Below are 16295 nucleotides of genomic sequence, written 5' to 3' on the forward strand. Positions count from 1 at the left end.
CAGGATGCCGAACACCGCCGGTCACCCGCGCAGGGCGCGCCGCGCCCTGGTGGGCCTGCTGCTCCTCGCCGCGGTCGCCGCCGGCGGGTGCGGCGTCGGGGCCGGCGGCGCCGGCCGGGTCCCCGCGGCCGGACCCAGCCCCCGCGCGACGCACTCCGGCAGGGTCACCGTCGTCTACGAGGACGGGACGTTCAAGCCCGAAGACCGGCAGGTCGTGGCGCTGGTCCGGGACTCCCGCGTGCTGGAGCGGACGGCCGACTGGGTGAACCGTTCGCTCACGCTCCCGTACGACATGGTCGTGAAGGTCACCGCCAAGGTGCCGCCGGGCGTCACCGACGCCGTCACCCAGCCGGACGGCAGGACGATCTACGTCCCGCCGTCCTTCCTGGCCGAGATCAAGGGGGCCTTCGCCGAGATCGTGAAGACGGTCGAGCGTCCCTCCGTGTTCCCCGCGTCCGCGTACAACACCGAGGACCTGACCGTGCTGGCCACCGAGTTCGTCTTCGGCCACGAGATGGGCCACGCCCTGCAACGCCAGCTCGTGCTGGCCAACCTCGGCCTCGAAGAGGACGCCGCCGACGGTTTCGCGTCGTTCCACACCGTCAACGAGGTCGGGCCGGGCCCCTCGCTGGCCGCCGCGATCCTCTTCGACGAGATCGCCCGCAAGGAGGGGCGGCTGACCCTGGAGAACTTCGCGAGCGACCACCCCGTCACCCAGCAGCGCGTGTTCAATTTCCTGTGCTACCTGGAGGGCAGCGACCCGCAGAAGTACCGGCGGCCCCTGGTCGACGGCGGCTACCTGCCGAAGACCCGCGCCCCGCTCTGCCCTCAGGCGTGGGCGATGCTGGACAACGGCTGGTGGACCCAGCTGCAACCCCACTTCGGCGCGGCGTTCAAGGCCCGGGGCGACGAGGAGCAGAGGCGGGCCCGCGCACGGCTGCTGGCGGAGACGGCGGCCCTGGCGGAGCAGCTGGACAAGATCCGCACCGGCCAGTGAGCCCGGCCCGGCCGGCTCCGGCGGTGCGGGCAGGGCGCCTCAGCCGTCGGCGGCGGCGTCCTCGGCCTCGGCCTCGGCCTCGGCCTCGGCCTCCCAGCGCAGCAGGTCGCCCGGCTGGCACGCGAGCACCTCGCAGAGCGCGGCGAGCGTCGCGAACCGCACCGCCTTGGCGCGGCCGTTCTTGAGGACCGCCAGGTTGGCGGGCGTGATCCCCACCCGGTCCGCGAGCTCGCCCACGGACATCTTCCGCCTGGCCAGCATCACGTCGATGTCGACGGTGATCGGCATCAGATCACCTCATCCAACTCGGCCTGCAGCTGCGCCGCCTCGGTGTCGCGCGCGACGGCCTGGGCGAGCAGCATGCGCAGGACGAGCACGATGAGCGCGACGCCCAGGATGGCCAGGCCGATCCCGCCCATGATGACGGTGACGCCCGGGTCCTCCCGCTGGCCCGGCGCGTTGACGGCCGTGACGGCGAACCACACGAGGGCGGCCGCCACGATCGCGCCGATCACACCGTCCACGTAGCGGAAGGCGGCGTGGGAGAAGACGGTTCCGCGCCGCACCATCGCCACCAGCCGCCAGACGCAGACCAGTGCGACCTGGGCCGCCACCATGCCCACGACCGTGATCAGGCGCAGCGGCGTCAGCGGGACGGACCCGTCCTCCGGGTCGCTCCCGCTGACCAGGGTCCACACCATCATCGCCTGCACGCCCACGGTGCCGGCCAGTACGACCGCGAGCACGGCCCGCAGCGCACGGATCGTCCACTTGCCCATGACCCACCTACCTTCCATCGATCTTCGATGGGAATCTATCGAATTTCGATAGGTCACGCCAGCGGCCGGGGGGGAGGCACCTCGATGAAATATGTCATTCAAGATCTTGATGTTTGTTCATGCCCATGCCAGATTCGGCGCAGCACCACCCGGGTCGACGGCGGAGCTCGTTCCGGCTGCGCCGCAACAACTGCAGGGAGAGGCCACCACCATGCCGGCACCACACACCTCCGGGGACCGCCTCGCGGTCGAGAGACGGACGATCGAGGCCGTCCCGGACACCGAACGGCACGGCACACCGCGCAGCCAGTTCACCCTCTGGTTCGGCGCCAACATGCAGATCACCGCCATCGTCGACGGCGCCCTGTCGGTCGTCTTCGGCGCCGACCCGCTCTGGGCGATACCCGCGCTGCTCCTCGGCAACGTCCTCGGCGGCGTCGTCATGGCCCTGCACTCCGCGCAGGGACCGCGTCTGGGCGTACCGCAGATGATCTCCAGTCGCGCGCAGTTCGGCGTGTTCGGCGCGGTCCTGCCACTGCTGCTGGTGATCCTCATGTACCTCGGCTTCGCCGCGACCGGCAGCGTGCTGGCCGGGCAGGCGGTGGCGAGGATGCTGCACATCGGCACGGCCGCCGGGATCCTCCTCTTCGGAGCGCTGACCACCGTCGTCGCCGTGACCGGCTACCGCCTGATCCACGTCGCGGGCCGCATCGCCACCGTCGTCGGCGCGCTCGGCCTCGGCTATCTGATGGTGCGGCTGTTCACGCAGTACGACGTCGGCGCACACGTCGGCGCCAAGGGGTTCGAGGCGGCGACCTTCCTGCTCGCCGTCGGCCTCGGAGCCGGATGGCAGCTCACCTTCGGCCCCTACGTCGCCGACTACTCGCGCTACCTGCCCCGCGAGACCAGCACCCGCGCGACGTTCTGGTCCACCTTCGCCGGCTCCGTCATCGGATCCCAGTGGGCCATGACGCTGGGCGCGCTCACCGCCGCAGTCGCCGGCAAGGCCTTCCTGCCCGACCAGGTGGGCTTCCTCGGCCATCTGGCGGGGCCGGCGTTCCTCGCGTTCCTCATCTACCTGGTGATCGTCGTCGGCAAGCTGACCGTCAACTGCCTCAACGCCTACGGCGGCTTCATGTCGATCCTCACCACCGTCACCGCCTTCGACCGGCGCTCGCGCATCGCGCCCGCGGCGCGCGCCGCCTACATCGTCGGCTTCATCGCGGTGTCCATGGCCATCGCGCTCGCAGCCAGCGACGACTTCCTGAACAACTTCAAGAACTTCGTGCTGCTGCTCCTGGCCGTGTTCACGCCCTGGAGCGCGATCAACCTCGTCGACTACTACCTGATCTCCCGCGAGCGGGTCGACATCCCCGCCCTCTACGACCCGGACGGCCGCTACGGCCGCTGGAACGCCGCCGCGCTGAGCTGCTACGTCATCGGCATCGCCGTCCAGGTCCCGTTCCTGGCCACCAAGCTGTACACGGGCGCGATCACCAAGATGCTCGACGGCGCCGACATCTCGTGGATCGTCGGGCTGGCCGCCACCTCCGCCCTCTACTGGCTGTGGGCGCGCCGCACCGCCAACCCGCCCGCCGAGACCGTCCACCCCGCCGCGGCCGACGGCGGCACCCCGGCGGCGACACCGATCGGCTGACCGGGCACGCCCGGCGCCGGCAGGAGGGCGTCACGGAGTGAGGACGATCTTGCCTCTGACGTGACCGGTCTCGCTGAGCGCGTGCGCCGTGGCCGCGTCCTCCAGCGGCAGGACCCGGTCGACGGCGACGCGGAGACCGCCGTCCTCCACCAGGGCGGCGACGCCCTCCAGGTCGGCGCCGGACGGGGTGAACCCGAACTCGACGAACCGCAGGCCGCGCGCCTGCGCCCGCTCCCGGACGGCGGACCGGTCGGGACCGGTGCCCCGGACGTCGACGAGGATCCCGCCCGGCGCGAGGGTCTCCAGCGACCGGGGTCCGTAGTCGCCGCCGATCGGGTCCAGGACGACGTCGACGTCCCGCACGGCCTGCGCGAAGTCGGCGCTCGCGTAGTCGACGAGCTCGTCGGCGCCCAGGTCGCGCAGGAACGCGTGCCCGACCTCCCGGGCGGTGCCGATGACGTACGCACCGCGCGCCGCGGCGATCTGCACGGCGAGATGGCCGATCCCCCCGGCCGCCGCGTGGACGAGGACCCGTCGGCCGGGGCCGACGCCGGCGACCCGCACGAGCGACTGCCATGCGCTGAGCGCCGCCACCGGCAGCGCGGCGGCGGACACGGGGTCGATGCCCGCCGGCGCGAGGGCGAGCGCTTCCGCCGGTGCGACGGCGTACTCGGCGTAGGCGCCGTGCGGCGGGAAGGCGCAGCCGTACACCTCGTCACCGGGCCGGAACCGCCCCGCCGCCCGCTCGCCGACCGCCTCCACCACTCCGCAGAGGTCGAGGCCCAGGGTGAACGGCGGGGCGCCGAACTTCCGCACCGCACCGGAACGGATCTTCCAGTCGGCCGGGTTCACTCCTACCGCGCGGACGCGCACCAGCACCTCTCCCGGGCCCGGCACCGGCACGTCGGTCTCGACGACCTCCAGGACGTCCGGGCCGCCGTAGCCGCGCTGGCTGACCGCGCGCATGCGGGTGGTCATACGGGCACTCCCCTCGATCGGTCGGCCTGCTCGGCCGATGGCGGTCACCATCCTCGACGGCATCGGTATCCCTTGTGAAGTAGGCACCTGATTGATATCTAGGTACCCCATGGATACCGACAAGCCGGCCTCCGCCTCCGCCTCCGCCTCCGCCTCTGCCTCCGCCTCCGCCTCGGAGGACTGGACCGCCGCCTACCGCCGCGACTGCCCCTCGCGCACCGTCGTCGAGGTGCTGGCCAACAAGTGGGTGCTCTACGTCCTGGCGGCGCTCCGCCGGCAGGACCGGCCGATGCGCTTCAGCGAGCTGCGGCGCCTCCTGGACGGGATCACGCAGAAGATGCTGACGCAGACCCTGCGCGCGCTGGAACGGGACGGGCTGGTGCACCGCACGGTCTACCCCACCGTCCCGCCCCGCGTGGAGTACGGCCTCACCGGACTCGGGGTCGAAGCCGGACGGCTGACCGGGGCCATCGGCGAGTGGTCCGTCGAACACGCCCGGCAGATCCTGGCGGCCCGCCGGACCTTCGACGACCGGGCCGCCGAACCGTCACGGCCCGTCGGCCCGCGGGGCGGCGGACAAGGGGGAAAATGAGGGTGATGCGGATCAACGCCCCACAAGGGGGTTCCCATGAGCAGGCACCCGCACCGGCATCGCCGTCGCCCTCCTCCGCGGAGCAGAAGAAGACGAAGGCGTCGGCACCCGCTCGGCCGCCTGGCACGGCTCGTCGTCACCCGCCGTACCGCGAGGCGGGCGATGGTGTGGGGCATGCGGCTGACGGTGCGCAGCGCCCGGCTCACCGTCCGGATGGCCCTGCGCAGCGCCGCGTCGCGGCGGCTGCGGCCGGGCTGACACGCCGCGGCGCAGCCCGGCGCCACCGGACGGCCCAGGGGGGCGGCCACCGGCCGGGTGACCGGCCGGGCGCCGACGGCGTGTACGGCGCCGGACCCCCGGGACGGGGGTGAGGATGCTCGGGCCCGCACTCCCCTCTTGACCGGCTGGAGTCTTTCCGTGCTCGAACGCAAGAAACTCAAGGGCCGCACCCAGGTCACCTTCGTCCTGCCCGAGGACACCCCGGTCGGCCCCGTCAGCGTGGTCGGGGACTTCAACCACTGGAACCCCCACGCCCACCCCCTGGCCCCGCGCGGCGACGGCACCCGCGCCGCGACCGTCGCCCTCCCCGCCCACACCAGCCACGCCTTCCGCTACCTCGCCGCCGGCGACTACTGGTTCGACGACGAGCACGCCGACCACCACGACGGCAGGAACAGCCGCCTCGACACCTGACCGTCCCGGCGGCCGCCGAACGCCCGTATCGCGCGGGCCGCCGTAGGGGCGCTACTCGCGGTGGTCGTGGTGGTGGCCGTGACGGCCGTGGTGGCGGTCGCGGTGCTTGAGCGAGTCCACGATGCCCGCGGCGCGCTCGCGGACGTGCTCCGCCGCCTCGCGCACCTTGGCCTTCGCCTGGTCCGTCCTGCCCTCGGCCTGCAGCCGTTCGTTGCCGGAGAGCTTCCCGACGGCTTCCTTGATCTTGCCTCTGACCTTGCCCATGGTGGCGTCGTGGCCCATGACCACGGCCCCCTTCGGTGCGGGAACGGGTACGCCGTCCACGCTAGGAGGGCCCGGCCGGCTCCGCCTGTCGGTCGTCGCCTCCCGCCCCGGGATGCGACGACCGGGCGGGCGAGGTGAGCATGGAGGGACGCGGGTGCCTGATCCGCCCACCGGGAAGAGAGGCCAGGTCCCGTGAAGGAAGACCCAGCCGCCGACCCCCACACCGGCCCCGCCCCGGCGTGCTGATCCTCGGCGACTCCCTCCTCTAAGGCGTCGGCACCGCCTGCTCATCCCCCGGGCTACATCCTCACCACGCTGCTCTTCACCGACCTGGCCTCCCGTGCCCGCGCCTTCGGCGTCATCATGGCCGCCGGCGGCGTGGGCGCGGCCGGGGGCCCGCTGATCGGCGGCCTGATCACCGCCGCGATCAGCTGGCGCGCCGCGTTCGTCTTCCGGGCCCTGGTGATCGTGGTGATCATCGCTCTGAGCCGGAAGATCTCCGACCCCCTGCCGCCGGACCCCGACCGGCACTTCGACGTCCGCGGCGCCGTCCTGTCCGCAGGCGGCCTGGTGCTGATCGTGATGGGCATCCTCGCCGCCGACGACGACCTGTGGCTCACGCTCTGCCTGATCGCCGCCGGCGTCCTGGTCCTGGCCCGGTTCGTGCACTGGATCCGCCGTGAGGAGCGCGCCGGAGTGGAACCCCTGCTGCCCACGAGCCTCTTCCACAACCGCACCTCCAACCTCGGCCTGGTCACCCAGAACGCCCGGTGGCTGCTGCTCATGGGCACCTCGTTCACCGTCGCCACCCACCTGCAGGTCGTGCGCGGCTACGACGCCATCCAGACCGGTGTCCTTCGGCACGGCCATCGCCGGCACCATCCTCGTCGCCCACCTCGCCAAGAGCGCCTACGCGGCCGCCATGGCCGCCCTCGCAGTCGCCGCCCTCACCGGCCTCGCCACCGCCACCCGGCTCCCCCGCGCCGGGTCCCCGGGCCTGAGGGTCCGGCCGGGACCCGGCACCCGTCCGCGGCGCTCAAGGGGCGAAGCCGCCCCCTTCCCGCGGTGTCGCCACCGCCGCGACAGCCGGCGAATGATATGCACAGTTTCATCCGCATATCGGGTGGACCCTGGAGAGGCGCATGCCCCGGAGACGCACCGCATTGCTCGCTGCCGCCTGCCTGCTCGCCGCGGCGCTGGGTACGGCCTCGCCGGACCGGGCCGGCGCCACCGGGCACCGGACGTTCGACGTCGCCACCTACAACATCTACCAGGGCGCCGACCTCGTCCCCCTCTTCAGCGCCCCCGACCTGCCGGAACTCATCCGGCGGGCCGGGGTCGCCTACGACCAGGCCGTCGCCACCGACTTCCCCGGCCGGGCCCGGTCGATCTCCCGCCTGCTCAAGAAGGACCGGCCCGCGGTCATCGGCCTGCAGGAAGTCGCCCTGTGGAAGACGGGCCCGCGGGGCGGCGCGCTCACCACCACCTACGACTTCCTGGCCATCCTGCTGGAGGCGCTGCGCGCCGAGGGCCTGCACTACCGGGCGGCCGCGGTCGACACCACCTTCAGCGGCACCCTGCCGATCAGCGCCACCCGGCAGGCCGGCATCACGGACCGGGACGTGATCCTGGTGCGCGACGACCTGCCGACGGCGGACGCCCGGTCGCACCTCTACGCGGCCCGGCTGGTCGTCCCCACACCGTCCGGCATCACGTTCACCATCCCCCGGGGCTGGTCGTCCGTGGACGTGCGGCTCCCGGACGGGCCGGTGCGGGTGGCGAACACGCATCTGGAAACCTCGGCGGCACCCGTCCGCACGGCTCAGGCCGGGGAACTGCACACCGCCCTGGCCCGTTCGCCCCACCCCGTCGTCGCGGTCGGCGACTTCAACTCCCCGCCCGTCGACGCGACCGGTCCGTACGGCACGTTCACGGGCGGCGGCTACCTCGACGCCTGGCATGCCGTCCACCCGGTGAAGAACGGCTTCACCGCGGCCCAGGACCCCGGCCTGGCCAACCTGCCGTCCGCGCTGAGCCGCCGTATCGACCACGTATTCCCCCAGGCCGGCCGGCTGACGGCGGTCCGCGCCGAGCTCATCGGCGACCGACTGCGCGACCGCACGCCCACCGGTCTGTGGCCGTCCGACCACGCCGGTCTGGTGGTGCGGCTGCGCACCGGCCACCGGTAGGAACGGCCACCGGGCCGGCAGACCGTTTGCCACCGCCGGCGACGGCGTCGCCTACGGCCCGGCGGGTCGGCGCCGGGGCTCTGGCGGGCTCCGGGCGAACCATGATTTATGCTTCAGAGCGGCCACTGGGCGGCGGCTCGTCGCCCGATACGGCAACTGCGGAACGGTCAGTCCGACCGGTCGGGGAGAGCGACCTGCATCGGGGCCTTGGTCCGAACGGGGACCACATGACGCTGATCATGAAGATCCTGGGGAATCGAGCGGCCGCCGACAGGCGCCTCAGTGGTACGGGCGCCCGGCCCACCCGCCCCGCGCAACAGAAGACCCCCAGGGAGAAGTGAGGTATGCCAGTGATCTGCGTCGGAGGCATGATCGGCATCGGCAAGACGACCGTGGCCGAGCTGATCGCCAAGGAGTTGGGGAGCGAGGTCTTCTACGAGAGCGTGGAGGACAACCCGATCCTTCCGCTCTTCTACACGGCGAGCCCCGAGGAGATCCAGGCCAAGCGGTACCCCTTCCTCCTCCAGCTCTACTTCCTGCAGACGCGGTTCGCCTCGATCAAGGCGGCGTACAAGCAGGGCGACAACGTCCTCGACCGGTCCATATACGAGGACTGGTACTTCGCCAAGGTCAACCACGACCTGGGCCGGATCAGCTCCCTCGAGATGCAGGTGTACGAGGGCCTGCTCGACGAGATGATGCGCGAGATCGACGGCCTCCCGTACCGCAAGGCGCCCGATCTGATGGTCTACCTCAAGGCGGACTTCGAGACGGTCCTGCACCGCATCGGGCTGCGCGGCCGCGACTTCGAGCAGGACGAGGGCCTCGTGGAGTACTACCGGACGCTGTGGTCCGGCTACGACGACTGGGTGCACAAGCACTACTCGGCCAGCGAGGTCCTCGTGATCGACATGAACCACACGGACGTGGTGAACAACCCCGAGGACGCGGTCCGCGTGGCGCAGGAGGTGAAGGACGCCCTGGCGGCGGTCGGACGCCGCGCCTGACACCGCCCCGTCCGCGGCGCGCGGTCAGCGGTCGGCCCCCGGGCCCCTCAGGTGCGGCCGGTCCCGGTCGGTGACGGCGCCGAGCGGGCCGGCGGCGCGGAGCACGACGTCGAGGACGCGGTCCGGTTCGGCGGCGTAACAGTGCGCGAACCAGGCCATGTTGGCCTCGACCACCGCCCAGCCGCCGTCGGCGAGCCGCCCGATGTCCAGGCACACCGCGCTGGGCAGGCCGGCGGACGTGGCGTCGAGGACGGTACGGCCGAAGGCGCGGCTTCCCCCGTCCAGCGGCGCCGGGTCGAGGCGTCCGTGGACGGCGTAGCGGCTGCCGGTGACGGCCTCGCCGTCGAGGACGAACAGCCGGTACTCGGCGGCGAATTCGACCACCCCGCTGACCAGGACGGGCTGGGCTCCGTCGAGGCCGCCGGGCAGGCCGGTCCCGTCCTCGTGGACGGCGGCGGGCAGCAGGTCGAGCTTGGCCGAGGGCGGCTTCACGAAGACCCGCTCCCGCAGCGTCCGGGCCTCGGCGAGGGTGGTGAGCCGTACGGCGCGCCCGAGGAGGGGGCGCGGTACGCGCGTCAGCCAGTCGTCGGCCGGTTCGAGCAGTCCGAGGCCCAGCGGGCCGGCGACGCGGGCGGCCGCACGGGGACCTCCGTACCAGTGCGCCCGGCGCCCCTCGGCGTGCGCCGCGCGGCCGGCCACCTCGTAGCCGCGCCAGGCGGCCGCGCGGGCGAGGAGTTCGGCGGTCGAGGTACGGGGAGCGGGCAGGAGGAGTACGGGCGGGGTACGGGCGTCCATTCCGGCGAGCCTACGGGGCCCGGCACCATCGCTCCCGCGCGGGACCCGGCCGTGCGGGCGGGACGGGCGGAGGGTGTGCGGGCGGCATGCCGTCGGGGGAGGCCGCCCGGCCGTCATCCCCGCGCGCGGGCGGCGCGCACGCCGCCGTCGGTGCGCATCAGCGCCGCGTAGAGGGCCGCGGAGACGAGCAGGCCGGCCGGGAGGGAGAGGTCGATGCCGCCGAGGGCGCCCGCGACCGGACCCGTGTAGAGGGTGTCGACGCAGAGGGCGGCCGCGCCGACGCCGGCGAGGACGGCCAGGGCGCCGGCCCCGGTTGACCCCGCCCGCGTACCAGAAGGGGCCGCCGGGGGTCTCGTCGCAGAGCGCCTCCCCGTCGTAACGCCCGCGTCGCAGCAGGACGTCGGGTGAGCAGCCAGAACAGGTTGCCGACGACGAGCACGGCGACGGCCTGCCAGAGGGTCAGCCCCATCAACACGAGCGCGCCGCCGATCACGAGGCTGAGGTAGTTGGCGTTGGCCGCGGCCCAGACCGCGAAGAGGTCCCGGGGCCGGCCGTGGCACTCGGATTCCGGGATGCGGTCGATGCCGTGGGCCTCGATGCGCCCCGCGCGCTCGGGGGCCGGGCGGACCGGTTCGGGCGCGCCGTCCAGGAAGGGCTACGGGTCTCCGCCCGCCTGCTCGACCCCGCGAGGGGGCTGTTCCTGCCGCACACCGCGCTCGCGGCCGGGGAGGACGGCCGGATCCTCGCCCTGGGCGACGGCCGGGAGGTCCGGGCGCTCTCCGGCCCGGCGACCACGGTCGTCGACCTCAAGGGCGCCGTGGTCACCCCCGGCCTCACCGACGGCCACGTCCACCCGGTCTCCGGTGCCGAACTCACCCACGGCCTCGACCTGTCGGGCTGCACCGGCCTGGACGACGTGCGGCGGGAACTCGCCGGCCGGGTGCGCTCCCTCGCCCCCGGCGAATGGCTCTTCGGATGGTGCCTGGACCCCAACGCCTTCGGGGACCGGCCGGTGGCGACCGCCCCCTTCGACTCCGTGCTCGACGGCGTGCCCGCCTTCCTGCTGCTCTTCGACGCCCACTCGGCCCTGGCCAGCCGCCGCGCCCTGGAACTGGCCGGCGTCGACGGCCCGCGCACCTTCGGGCAGGCCTGCGCCGAGGTCGTCCGCGACGCCGACGGGCGCCCCACGGGCCTGCTCCAGGAGGACGCCGCCTGCGCACTCGTCGAGCGGGTCGCCCCGCAGCCCACCCGAGCACAGCGCCGGCAGCGGCTCGCGGCGGCCCTGCGGGCCATGGCCGCCGCCGGGCTGACCGGCGGCCACGCCATGGACGCGAACGGCGACAGCCTCGAGCTGTACGCGGAACTCGACGCGGCCGGCGAACTCCCGCTGCGACTGCGGGTCGCCCCCTGGTGCCAGCCGGGCACCGACACCGACGGGGTGCGCGCCCTCATCGCGCGGCAGGGCACCGGCGGGGCCCTGTGGCGGGTCGCGGGCGTCAAGCTGTTCATGGACGGCACCATCGACAACGGCACGGCGCGGCTGGAACACCCCGACCGCCGCGGCGAGTCCACGCGCTCCTTCTGGCCGGACCCGGCCGCGTACACGCGGATCGTGGCACAACTGCACCGGGCGGGCGTGCCCACCGCCACGCACGTGATCGGCGACGCCGCCGTCCGGCACGTGCTCGACTCCGTCGAGGCGGCGCGGGCCGCCGGCGGTCCGGCCGGGGTCCGCCACCGGGTGGAGCACATCGAGACCGTCCCGGACGACACCCTGCGCCGCTTCGCCGACCTCGGTGTCATCGCGTCGATGCAGCCCACCCACTGCTGCGACTTCACCCGCGCCGACCACACCGACAACTGGTCGCGCCGCCTGGGCGGGGATCGGGCGTCGCGCGCCTGGCGCTGCCGCGACCTGGGGGACGCCGGGGCCACCCTGGTCCTCGGCTCCGACTGGCCGATCGCACCGTTCCCGCCGCTGGGGGTGATGGCCGGCGCCCGCCACCGCCGGCCGAGCCGGGACCTGACGCTCGCGCCGCACGGTCCCGAGCAGGCGCTGACCGCCCTGGAGGCGCTGCGCGGGATGACCACGGCCCCCGCGTACGCGGAGGGGGCCGAACACGAGGCCGGGCGGCTCGCCCCGGGATTCCGCGCGGACCTCACGGTCTTCGCCGATGACCCGCTCACCACCCCCGCCGCGGACCTGCCCGGACTCCCCTTGCTGCTCACGGTGCTGGACGGACGCCCCACCCACCGAGCCGAGGGCGTATGACGCGAGGCCCCGGCCGCCGCGGGGAGGCCGGGGCACGCGCCGCGCGGGCCCGGCCCGCCGCGGCCGGTGCGGGGAGGGTGGCGCCCCCCGTCAGGCGGTCAGCGTCCGAGCGCGCCGCGGACCGTCAGCCCGTGGTGGAGACGCAGGCGGCGCATCTCCCACCAGGACAGGGCGGTGACGGTGACGGGCGCACCCAGGATGAAGGCCGCCCGGACGCCCGCCGGGACCTGGGGGTAGGCGCCCGTGACCACGTCCAGCAGGGCCATCTCCCACACCAGGACGCCGGCGAGGACCGGCGGCACCACCTCGTGGATGTCGGCGGTACGGAAGACGTGGACGAGCGAGAGGCCGATGCCGTAGAGGGCGAAGCACACCGCCCACACGAACAGCGCCCCGATGGCGATCTTCCCGGGCGTCCCGACGGCGGCACGCAGCCCTGCCAGTTCCGGCGCCATCGCGAGCGCCGAGGTGCCCATGGAGGCCATGACGGCCAGGACCGCGCCGAGCGGGCGCACGGCCCGCCGCAGGTAGACGCGCCGCAGCCCGCCCCGCGCGGCGGCGACGAAGGCGCCGACCACCACGGGGAAGGTGCAGACCAGGACCAGGACGCTGGACCAGCTCTGGTCGAGGCGCTCGTCCGCCACGGCCTTGACGTCACCGGCGCTCAGGACCGCCTTGTAGGTGAGCGTCAGCCCCACCCAGGCGGCCAGGCCGAGCACGGTCCGCCCCATCTGGAGCCGGCGGACCCGTGGATCGTCCACGATCCCGGAACGCGAGGGCCGGAAGGCCCGTTGGGCGGCGTAGAGCGGATTGCGGATCCCGCGCAGGACCTTCCGGGCCCGGGAGGGCTCGACGGGCGGCGGCGCGGCAGGCGGCACGTACGCGGGGTACGCCGGGTACGGGGGGTACCGGTATCCCTGCGGTGGGACCGGTCCCGCGGAAGGGTGTGCCTGCGGCGGGTACGGGTACCCCTGCGGGGGCGGCTGTGCGGGCCATCCCGCCGGCGGCTGACCGCCCGCGCCGCCTGCCGGACCCCCGTACCCGGCCCCGTATCCGCCCCCGCCGTACCCGCTCACCGCGTGACCCCGTCCCACCCGTCCTGACCTGTCGATGGCACGCATCGTAATGGGTGCGCCGCGCCCGGCTCCGCCGGCCCGCCCGCTCGCCGGCGACGGTCGGGACCCGGGCCCGACCCTCACCCGGATCCTGTCAACGGGGCTGAAGTCAGCGGGAATTGGGAAAATCGGCCCCTGCTACGGTGGGCCGATGACATCGATCAAGCAGTTCCAGGTCACCTTCGACTGCGCGGACCCCGAGCGCGTCGCCCGGTTCTGGTGCGAGGTGCTGGGGTACGTCGTCCCGCCTCCGCCGGAGGGGTTCGCCGACTGGGACGAGTTCAACCGGTCGCTGCCGCCCGAGCGGCAGGGTTCGGCGTTCGCCTGCAACGACCCCTCGGGCGCGGGCCCGCGGCTCTTCTTCCAGCGCGTTCCCGAGGGCAAGGCCGCCAAGAACCGGGTGCACCTCGATGTGCGGGTCGGTACCGGGCTCGTGGGGGAGGAGCGGCTGGCCGCGCTGGAGGCCGAATGCGCACGCCTGCTCCCGCTGGGCGCGGTGCGCGTGCGGCTGCTGCGTGCCGACGGCGTCAACGAGTCGTGCCTCGTGATGCAGGACGTCGAGGGCAACGAGTTCTGCCTCGACTGAGCCCCCCCCCGGAGACCTCTCCCCCGCCGGGCGAGGGCCTCGGTTCCCGACCGGACCGGCCCGGATGTCGGTCGGTCCGGCGGGGTGGCCGCGGCTCAGCCCCGTACCGCTGCCGCGGCCTCCAGGAAGGTCCAGCCGTCTACCTTCGTCTCCCCTGCCTCCCCCGGCTCCCATCCACGGGCGAGCGCCGCGTCGAGCAGGCAGCGCACGGTGCCCGGTTCGTGGAGGTTCAGGGCGCCGACGCCGACGGCTCCCACCTCCCCGGACCCCGCGGTGAAGCCGGAGACGTACCGGCCGGGGCCCTCGTCGAACACGAAGCGCAACAGGCCTCCGCCGCCCGGCGGGCGGGAGCGCAGCGTGAGGGTCTTGCGGCAGCCGCCGCCCTCCAGTACCCGGTGCCCGTGCCGGACCGTCCACAGGTAGGCGCGCCCGTCGGCGACGAGGAGACGGGGCTTCTTCGGCGAACGCGGCATACCGCCGAGCCTATGCGACCGGGCGCGGGCCCCGCGGCCGCAGGGCGCCGGGGCGTCAGAACGTGAAGAGCGGGTTGCCGTTCAGGGCCGCGGACCGCGCACGGGTTGGCGGCCGCGGTCCGGGGCGGCCGGCAGGCGGTCGAACCGGCCTGCGGTGGCCCGCCCCGGCCCGTCCCGGCCGCGGGCGGGACGGTACCGGGCGGGCCCGCGCCTCAGGGGCGGGCCTCAGGACCGTCCCTGAGGTCCGACGGTCCCCGTTCGCCGCCGTCCGCCTGCGGAGGGAGTTCGGCGATGATCTCGGTGCCGAGTGCGTACGCCGGCACACCCGCGGTGATGAGCGCGGTCTCGGCGACGCCGACGAGGTCGGCGATGGTGGCTCCGGCGTGCAGCGCGCCCCGGGCGTGGATCCGGGCGGGATGCGCCCGGCCGAGGGCCAGCAGCTGCCCGAAGTGGACCAGCTGCTGCACCCGCGCACCCAGCGGACTGTCCGTCAGGACGATGTGTCGCAGTGCCGCGATCGCCTCCTCCGTCGGCAGCCGGTCGTACGCCTGGGCCAGGCGCAGCCGATCCTGCACTCCCCCGGGAACGGTTCCGAGGGTGGATCGGTAGCGGTCCCGCACGGCCTCCGCGCGGGAGGCGGGGGTGGTGTCGTCCGTCACGACGCGACCTGCGCGATCGCGGCGCGCACGGCCTCCTGGGCGCCCGGGGGGAAGTCCACGGCACCGCCGATGGCCGCGGCGGCGATCTCGGCCTCGGCGCTCTCCTCGATCGCCACCACGAGGTGGGCGGCGGCCGCCGGATCCGGGCCGAAGACGAGGAGGCCGTGGTTGGCCAGCAGCACCGCGGCCGTCGTCGGGCGCCGTTCCAGCACCTCGGCGATGCCGCGCACCGACACGTCCGATCCTCGGGGCCCCCAGGGGACCACGGGGACGTCCTCGGCCTGCCCGAAGCGCAGCATCGGCTCGGTGCGGCAGGGCAGCGGCCGGTGGGCCACCGCGAAGGCGGTCGCGGCGGGCGAGTGGGTGTGGATGATCGCGCCCACGCGGGGCCGGGCCTCGTACACGGCGGTGTGCATGGCGATGATCTCGGCGCTGACGGACTGCAGTTCGCCTTCGAGGACCCGCCCGTCGAACCCGACGGTCGCCAGCTGTCCGGGCCGCAGGCCGCGGACGTGTCCCGGCGTCAGGAGGAGCCGTTCGCCGTCCAGCCTGGCGCTGAGGTTGGCGTGTCCGGAGTGGGCCATCACCCCGGCCGCGAAGAGTTGCTCCGTGGCTTCCACCAGCCGGCCGGCCAGTTCGTCCCGTACGCGTGCGCCGCCCATGGCGGTACCTCCACATGTGCTGTCGTCGGCGACCCGTTCGCCGCCGTCCACCTGCGGACCACTCTTCAACTTGAACTAAGGTTCAAGTCAAGCGCCGGGAGCGGCGGGGAGCAGGAGGAGCACAGCGTGCGCATGACGATCGGCCGGCTTTCCGAGATCACGGGAGTGCCCGCTTCGGCCATCCGGTACTGGGAGCGCCACGGCCTGCTGCCGGCGCCCGAGCGGGTGAGCGGGCAGCGGCGCTACCCGCCGGAGGCCGCGGAGCGGATCACCGTGCTGCGCACGTGCCAGCAGGCCGGGCTGACCCTGGTGGAGATCGCCGAGTTCCAGCGGGAGCAGCCGCTCAGGGAGGCGATGATCCGTGCCAAGATCGGCGAGATCGAGCAGCGCATGGTCGATCTCGAACACGCCCACCAGCTCCTGACGCACGCCCTCAGGTGCGGCGAGGAGGACATCGTCCGGTGTCCCAAGTTCCGGGAGCAGATGGCCGCCTGGCGGACGCCGGACCCCGCGTCCTGAACCGTGCGCGGCGGGAGCGGCGCCCGCCGGACCGGTGCGCCCACCGGGCGGCCCCCGC

The 16295-nt window shown here is 73.9% G+C and carries 18 protein-coding genes and 2 pseudogenes; 10 read left to right on the top strand and 10 right to left on the bottom strand.

The window, feature by feature from the left end; genetic code table 11:
• Nucleotides 1–4: 4 nt before the first annotated feature.
• The gene (locus ACIRBY_RS04840; RefSeq protein WP_403896168.1) at nt 5–997 is read left to right on the top strand and encodes a DUF4344 domain-containing metallopeptidase; all 993 of its coding nucleotides are present in this window, start codon (nt 5–7) and stop codon (nt 995–997) included.
• A 39-nt stretch (nt 998–1036) separates the two neighbouring features.
• Here the strand turns inward: ACIRBY_RS04840 and ACIRBY_RS04845 are convergent, their stop codons facing one another.
• Nucleotides 1037–1285 (bottom strand): helix-turn-helix domain-containing protein, encoded by a 249-nt coding sequence (locus ACIRBY_RS04845; RefSeq protein WP_403896170.1) that lies wholly within the window; start codon nt 1283–1285, stop codon nt 1037–1039.
• Nucleotides 1285–1776 (bottom strand): DUF2975 domain-containing protein, encoded by a 492-nt coding sequence (locus ACIRBY_RS04850; protein WP_403896173.1) that lies wholly within the window; start codon nt 1774–1776, stop codon nt 1285–1287. Before ACIRBY_RS04850 ends, ACIRBY_RS04845 begins: the two co-directional genes overlap by 1 nt.
• A gap of 211 nt (nt 1777–1987) precedes the next feature.
• On the opposite strand from ACIRBY_RS04850, the gene ACIRBY_RS04855 reads away from it, so the two are divergent.
• Entirely contained in the window at nt 1988–3433 is a 1446-nt protein-coding gene (locus ACIRBY_RS04855) for a purine-cytosine permease family protein (RefSeq protein WP_403896176.1), read from the top strand.
• 30 nt (nt 3434–3463) lie between these two features.
• Here the strand turns inward: ACIRBY_RS04855 and ACIRBY_RS04860 are convergent, their stop codons facing one another.
• Nucleotides 3464–4411 (bottom strand): NADP-dependent oxidoreductase, encoded by a 948-nt coding sequence (locus tag ACIRBY_RS04860; RefSeq protein WP_403896179.1) that lies wholly within the window; start codon nt 4409–4411, stop codon nt 3464–3466.
• A gap of 109 nt (nt 4412–4520) precedes the next feature.
• Here ACIRBY_RS04860 and ACIRBY_RS04865 point away from each other — a divergent pair, with 109 nt between their 5' ends.
• On the top strand, nt 4521–5003 hold the full coding sequence (locus tag ACIRBY_RS04865) for a winged helix-turn-helix transcriptional regulator (protein WP_403896182.1): 483 nt from the start codon (nt 4521–4523) through the stop codon (nt 5001–5003).
• A gap of 417 nt (nt 5004–5420) precedes the next feature.
• Complete coding sequence (locus ACIRBY_RS04870) at nt 5421–5696, top strand: isoamylase early set domain-containing protein (protein ID WP_366449528.1); 276 nt, start codon at nt 5421–5423, stop codon at nt 5694–5696.
• A gap of 51 nt (nt 5697–5747) precedes the next feature.
• Here the strand turns inward: ACIRBY_RS04870 and ACIRBY_RS04875 are convergent, their stop codons facing one another.
• Nucleotides 5748–6020: a CsbD family protein gene (locus ACIRBY_RS04875; protein WP_403896186.1), complete on the bottom strand. Its 273-nt coding sequence runs from the start codon at nt 6018–6020 to the stop codon at nt 5748–5750.
• Nucleotides 6021–6290: 270 nt separating this feature from the next.
• On the opposite strand from ACIRBY_RS04875, the pseudogene ACIRBY_RS04880 reads away from it, so the two are divergent.
• The 3 genes and pseudogenes from ACIRBY_RS04880 to ACIRBY_RS04890 all read left to right on the top strand — a co-directional run.
• Nucleotides 6291–6575: pseudogene (locus tag ACIRBY_RS04880) on the top strand (MFS transporter); the annotation flags it as partial.
• Nucleotides 6576–7102: 527 nt separating this feature from the next.
• The gene (locus ACIRBY_RS04885; protein WP_403896189.1) at nt 7103–8149 is read left to right on the top strand and encodes an endonuclease/exonuclease/phosphatase family protein; all 1047 of its coding nucleotides are present in this window, start codon (nt 7103–7105) and stop codon (nt 8147–8149) included.
• 344 nt (nt 8150–8493) lie between these two features.
• Nucleotides 8494–9156: a deoxynucleoside kinase gene (locus tag ACIRBY_RS04890; RefSeq protein ID WP_403896192.1), complete on the top strand. Its 663-nt coding sequence runs from the start codon at nt 8494–8496 to the stop codon at nt 9154–9156.
• 24 nt (nt 9157–9180) lie between these two features.
• Here the strand turns inward: ACIRBY_RS04890 and ACIRBY_RS04895 are convergent, their stop codons facing one another.
• Both ACIRBY_RS04895 and ACIRBY_RS04900 read right to left on the bottom strand, forming a co-directional pair.
• Nucleotides 9181–9951, bottom strand: coding sequence for an ATP-grasp domain-containing protein (locus ACIRBY_RS04895; protein WP_403896195.1), 771 nt, complete (start codon nt 9949–9951; stop codon nt 9181–9183).
• A gap of 403 nt (nt 9952–10354) precedes the next feature.
• Nucleotides 10355–10600: pseudogene (locus tag ACIRBY_RS04900) on the bottom strand (cytosine permease); the annotation flags it as partial.
• A 24-nt stretch (nt 10601–10624) separates the two neighbouring features.
• On the opposite strand from ACIRBY_RS04900, the gene ACIRBY_RS04905 reads away from it, so the two are divergent.
• Nucleotides 10625–12223 carry an amidohydrolase gene (locus ACIRBY_RS04905; protein ID WP_403896893.1) on the top strand — a complete coding sequence of 533 codons (1599 nt, stop codon included), beginning with the start codon at nt 10625–10627 and terminating at the stop codon, nt 12221–12223.
• Between the two features lie 98 nt (nt 12224–12321).
• On the opposite strand, the gene ACIRBY_RS04910 is transcribed toward ACIRBY_RS04905, so the two are convergent.
• Nucleotides 12322–13101, bottom strand: coding sequence for a hypothetical protein (locus ACIRBY_RS04910; RefSeq protein WP_403896198.1), 780 nt, complete (start codon nt 13099–13101; stop codon nt 12322–12324).
• A 388-nt stretch (nt 13102–13489) separates the two neighbouring features.
• Here ACIRBY_RS04910 and ACIRBY_RS04915 point away from each other — a divergent pair, with 388 nt between their 5' ends.
• A complete protein-coding gene (locus ACIRBY_RS04915) occupies nt 13490–13924 on the top strand; it encodes a VOC family protein (protein ID WP_403896201.1) in 435 nt (144 codons plus the stop codon).
• Between the two features lie 95 nt (nt 13925–14019).
• Here the strand turns inward: ACIRBY_RS04915 and ACIRBY_RS04920 are convergent, their stop codons facing one another.
• The 3 genes from ACIRBY_RS04920 to ACIRBY_RS04930 all read right to left on the bottom strand — a co-directional run bounded on the left by ACIRBY_RS04920 (nt 14020) and on the right by ACIRBY_RS04930 (nt 15718).
• Nucleotides 14020–14397: a hypothetical protein gene (locus tag ACIRBY_RS04920; protein ID WP_403896204.1), complete on the bottom strand. Its 378-nt coding sequence runs from the start codon at nt 14395–14397 to the stop codon at nt 14020–14022.
• 212 nt (nt 14398–14609) lie between these two features.
• Complete coding sequence (locus tag ACIRBY_RS04925) at nt 14610–15056, bottom strand: carboxymuconolactone decarboxylase family protein (RefSeq protein ID WP_403896206.1); 447 nt, start codon at nt 15054–15056, stop codon at nt 14610–14612.
• On the bottom strand, nt 15053–15718 hold the full coding sequence (locus ACIRBY_RS04930; RefSeq protein WP_403896209.1) for a class II aldolase/adducin family protein: 666 nt from the start codon (nt 15716–15718) through the stop codon (nt 15053–15055). The genes ACIRBY_RS04925 and ACIRBY_RS04930 overlap by 4 nt, the downstream gene beginning before the upstream one ends.
• A gap of 132 nt (nt 15719–15850) precedes the next feature.
• On the opposite strand from ACIRBY_RS04930, the gene ACIRBY_RS04935 reads away from it, so the two are divergent.
• Nucleotides 15851–16237: a MerR family transcriptional regulator gene (locus ACIRBY_RS04935; RefSeq protein ID WP_403896896.1), complete on the top strand. Its 387-nt coding sequence runs from the start codon at nt 15851–15853 to the stop codon at nt 16235–16237.
• Nucleotides 16238–16295: the final 58 nt, after the last annotated feature.

The organism is Streptomyces sp. NPDC096136 (genome assembly GCF_044763325.1).
Lineage (GTDB): Bacteria > Actinomycetota > Actinomycetes > Streptomycetales > Streptomycetaceae > Streptomyces.

Coding starts and splice junctions, on each gene's coding strand:
- ACIRBY_RS04840 (WP_403896168.1), top strand. CDS start 5: ATGCCGAACACCGCCGGTCACCCGCGCAGGGCGCGCCGCGCCCTGGTG.
- ACIRBY_RS04845 (WP_403896170.1), bottom strand. CDS start 1,285: ATGCCGATCACCGTCGACATCGACGTGATGCTGGCCAGGCGGAAGATG.
- ACIRBY_RS04850 (WP_403896173.1), bottom strand. CDS start 1,776: ATGGGCAAGTGGACGATCCGTGCGCTGCGGGCCGTGCTCGCGGTCGTA.
- ACIRBY_RS04855 (WP_403896176.1), top strand. CDS start 1,988: ATGCCGGCACCACACACCTCCGGGGACCGCCTCGCGGTCGAGAGACGG.
- ACIRBY_RS04860 (WP_403896179.1), bottom strand. CDS start 4,411: ATGACCACCCGCATGCGCGCGGTCAGCCAGCGCGGCTACGGCGGCCCG.
- ACIRBY_RS04865 (WP_403896182.1), top strand. CDS start 4,521: ATGGATACCGACAAGCCGGCCTCCGCCTCCGCCTCCGCCTCCGCCTCT.
- ACIRBY_RS04885 (WP_403896189.1), top strand. CDS start 7,103: ATGCCCCGGAGACGCACCGCATTGCTCGCTGCCGCCTGCCTGCTCGCC.
- ACIRBY_RS04890 (WP_403896192.1), top strand. CDS start 8,494: ATGCCAGTGATCTGCGTCGGAGGCATGATCGGCATCGGCAAGACGACC.
- ACIRBY_RS04895 (WP_403896195.1), bottom strand. CDS start 9,951: ATGGACGCCCGTACCCCGCCCGTACTCCTCCTGCCCGCTCCCCGTACC.
- ACIRBY_RS04915 (WP_403896201.1), top strand. CDS start 13,490: ATGACATCGATCAAGCAGTTCCAGGTCACCTTCGACTGCGCGGACCCC.
- ACIRBY_RS04920 (WP_403896204.1), bottom strand. CDS start 14,397: ATGCCGCGTTCGCCGAAGAAGCCCCGTCTCCTCGTCGCCGACGGGCGC.
- ACIRBY_RS04930 (WP_403896209.1), bottom strand. CDS start 15,718: ATGGGCGGCGCACGCGTACGGGACGAACTGGCCGGCCGGCTGGTGGAA.
- ACIRBY_RS04935 (WP_403896896.1), top strand. CDS start 15,851: ATGACGATCGGCCGGCTTTCCGAGATCACGGGAGTGCCCGCTTCGGCC.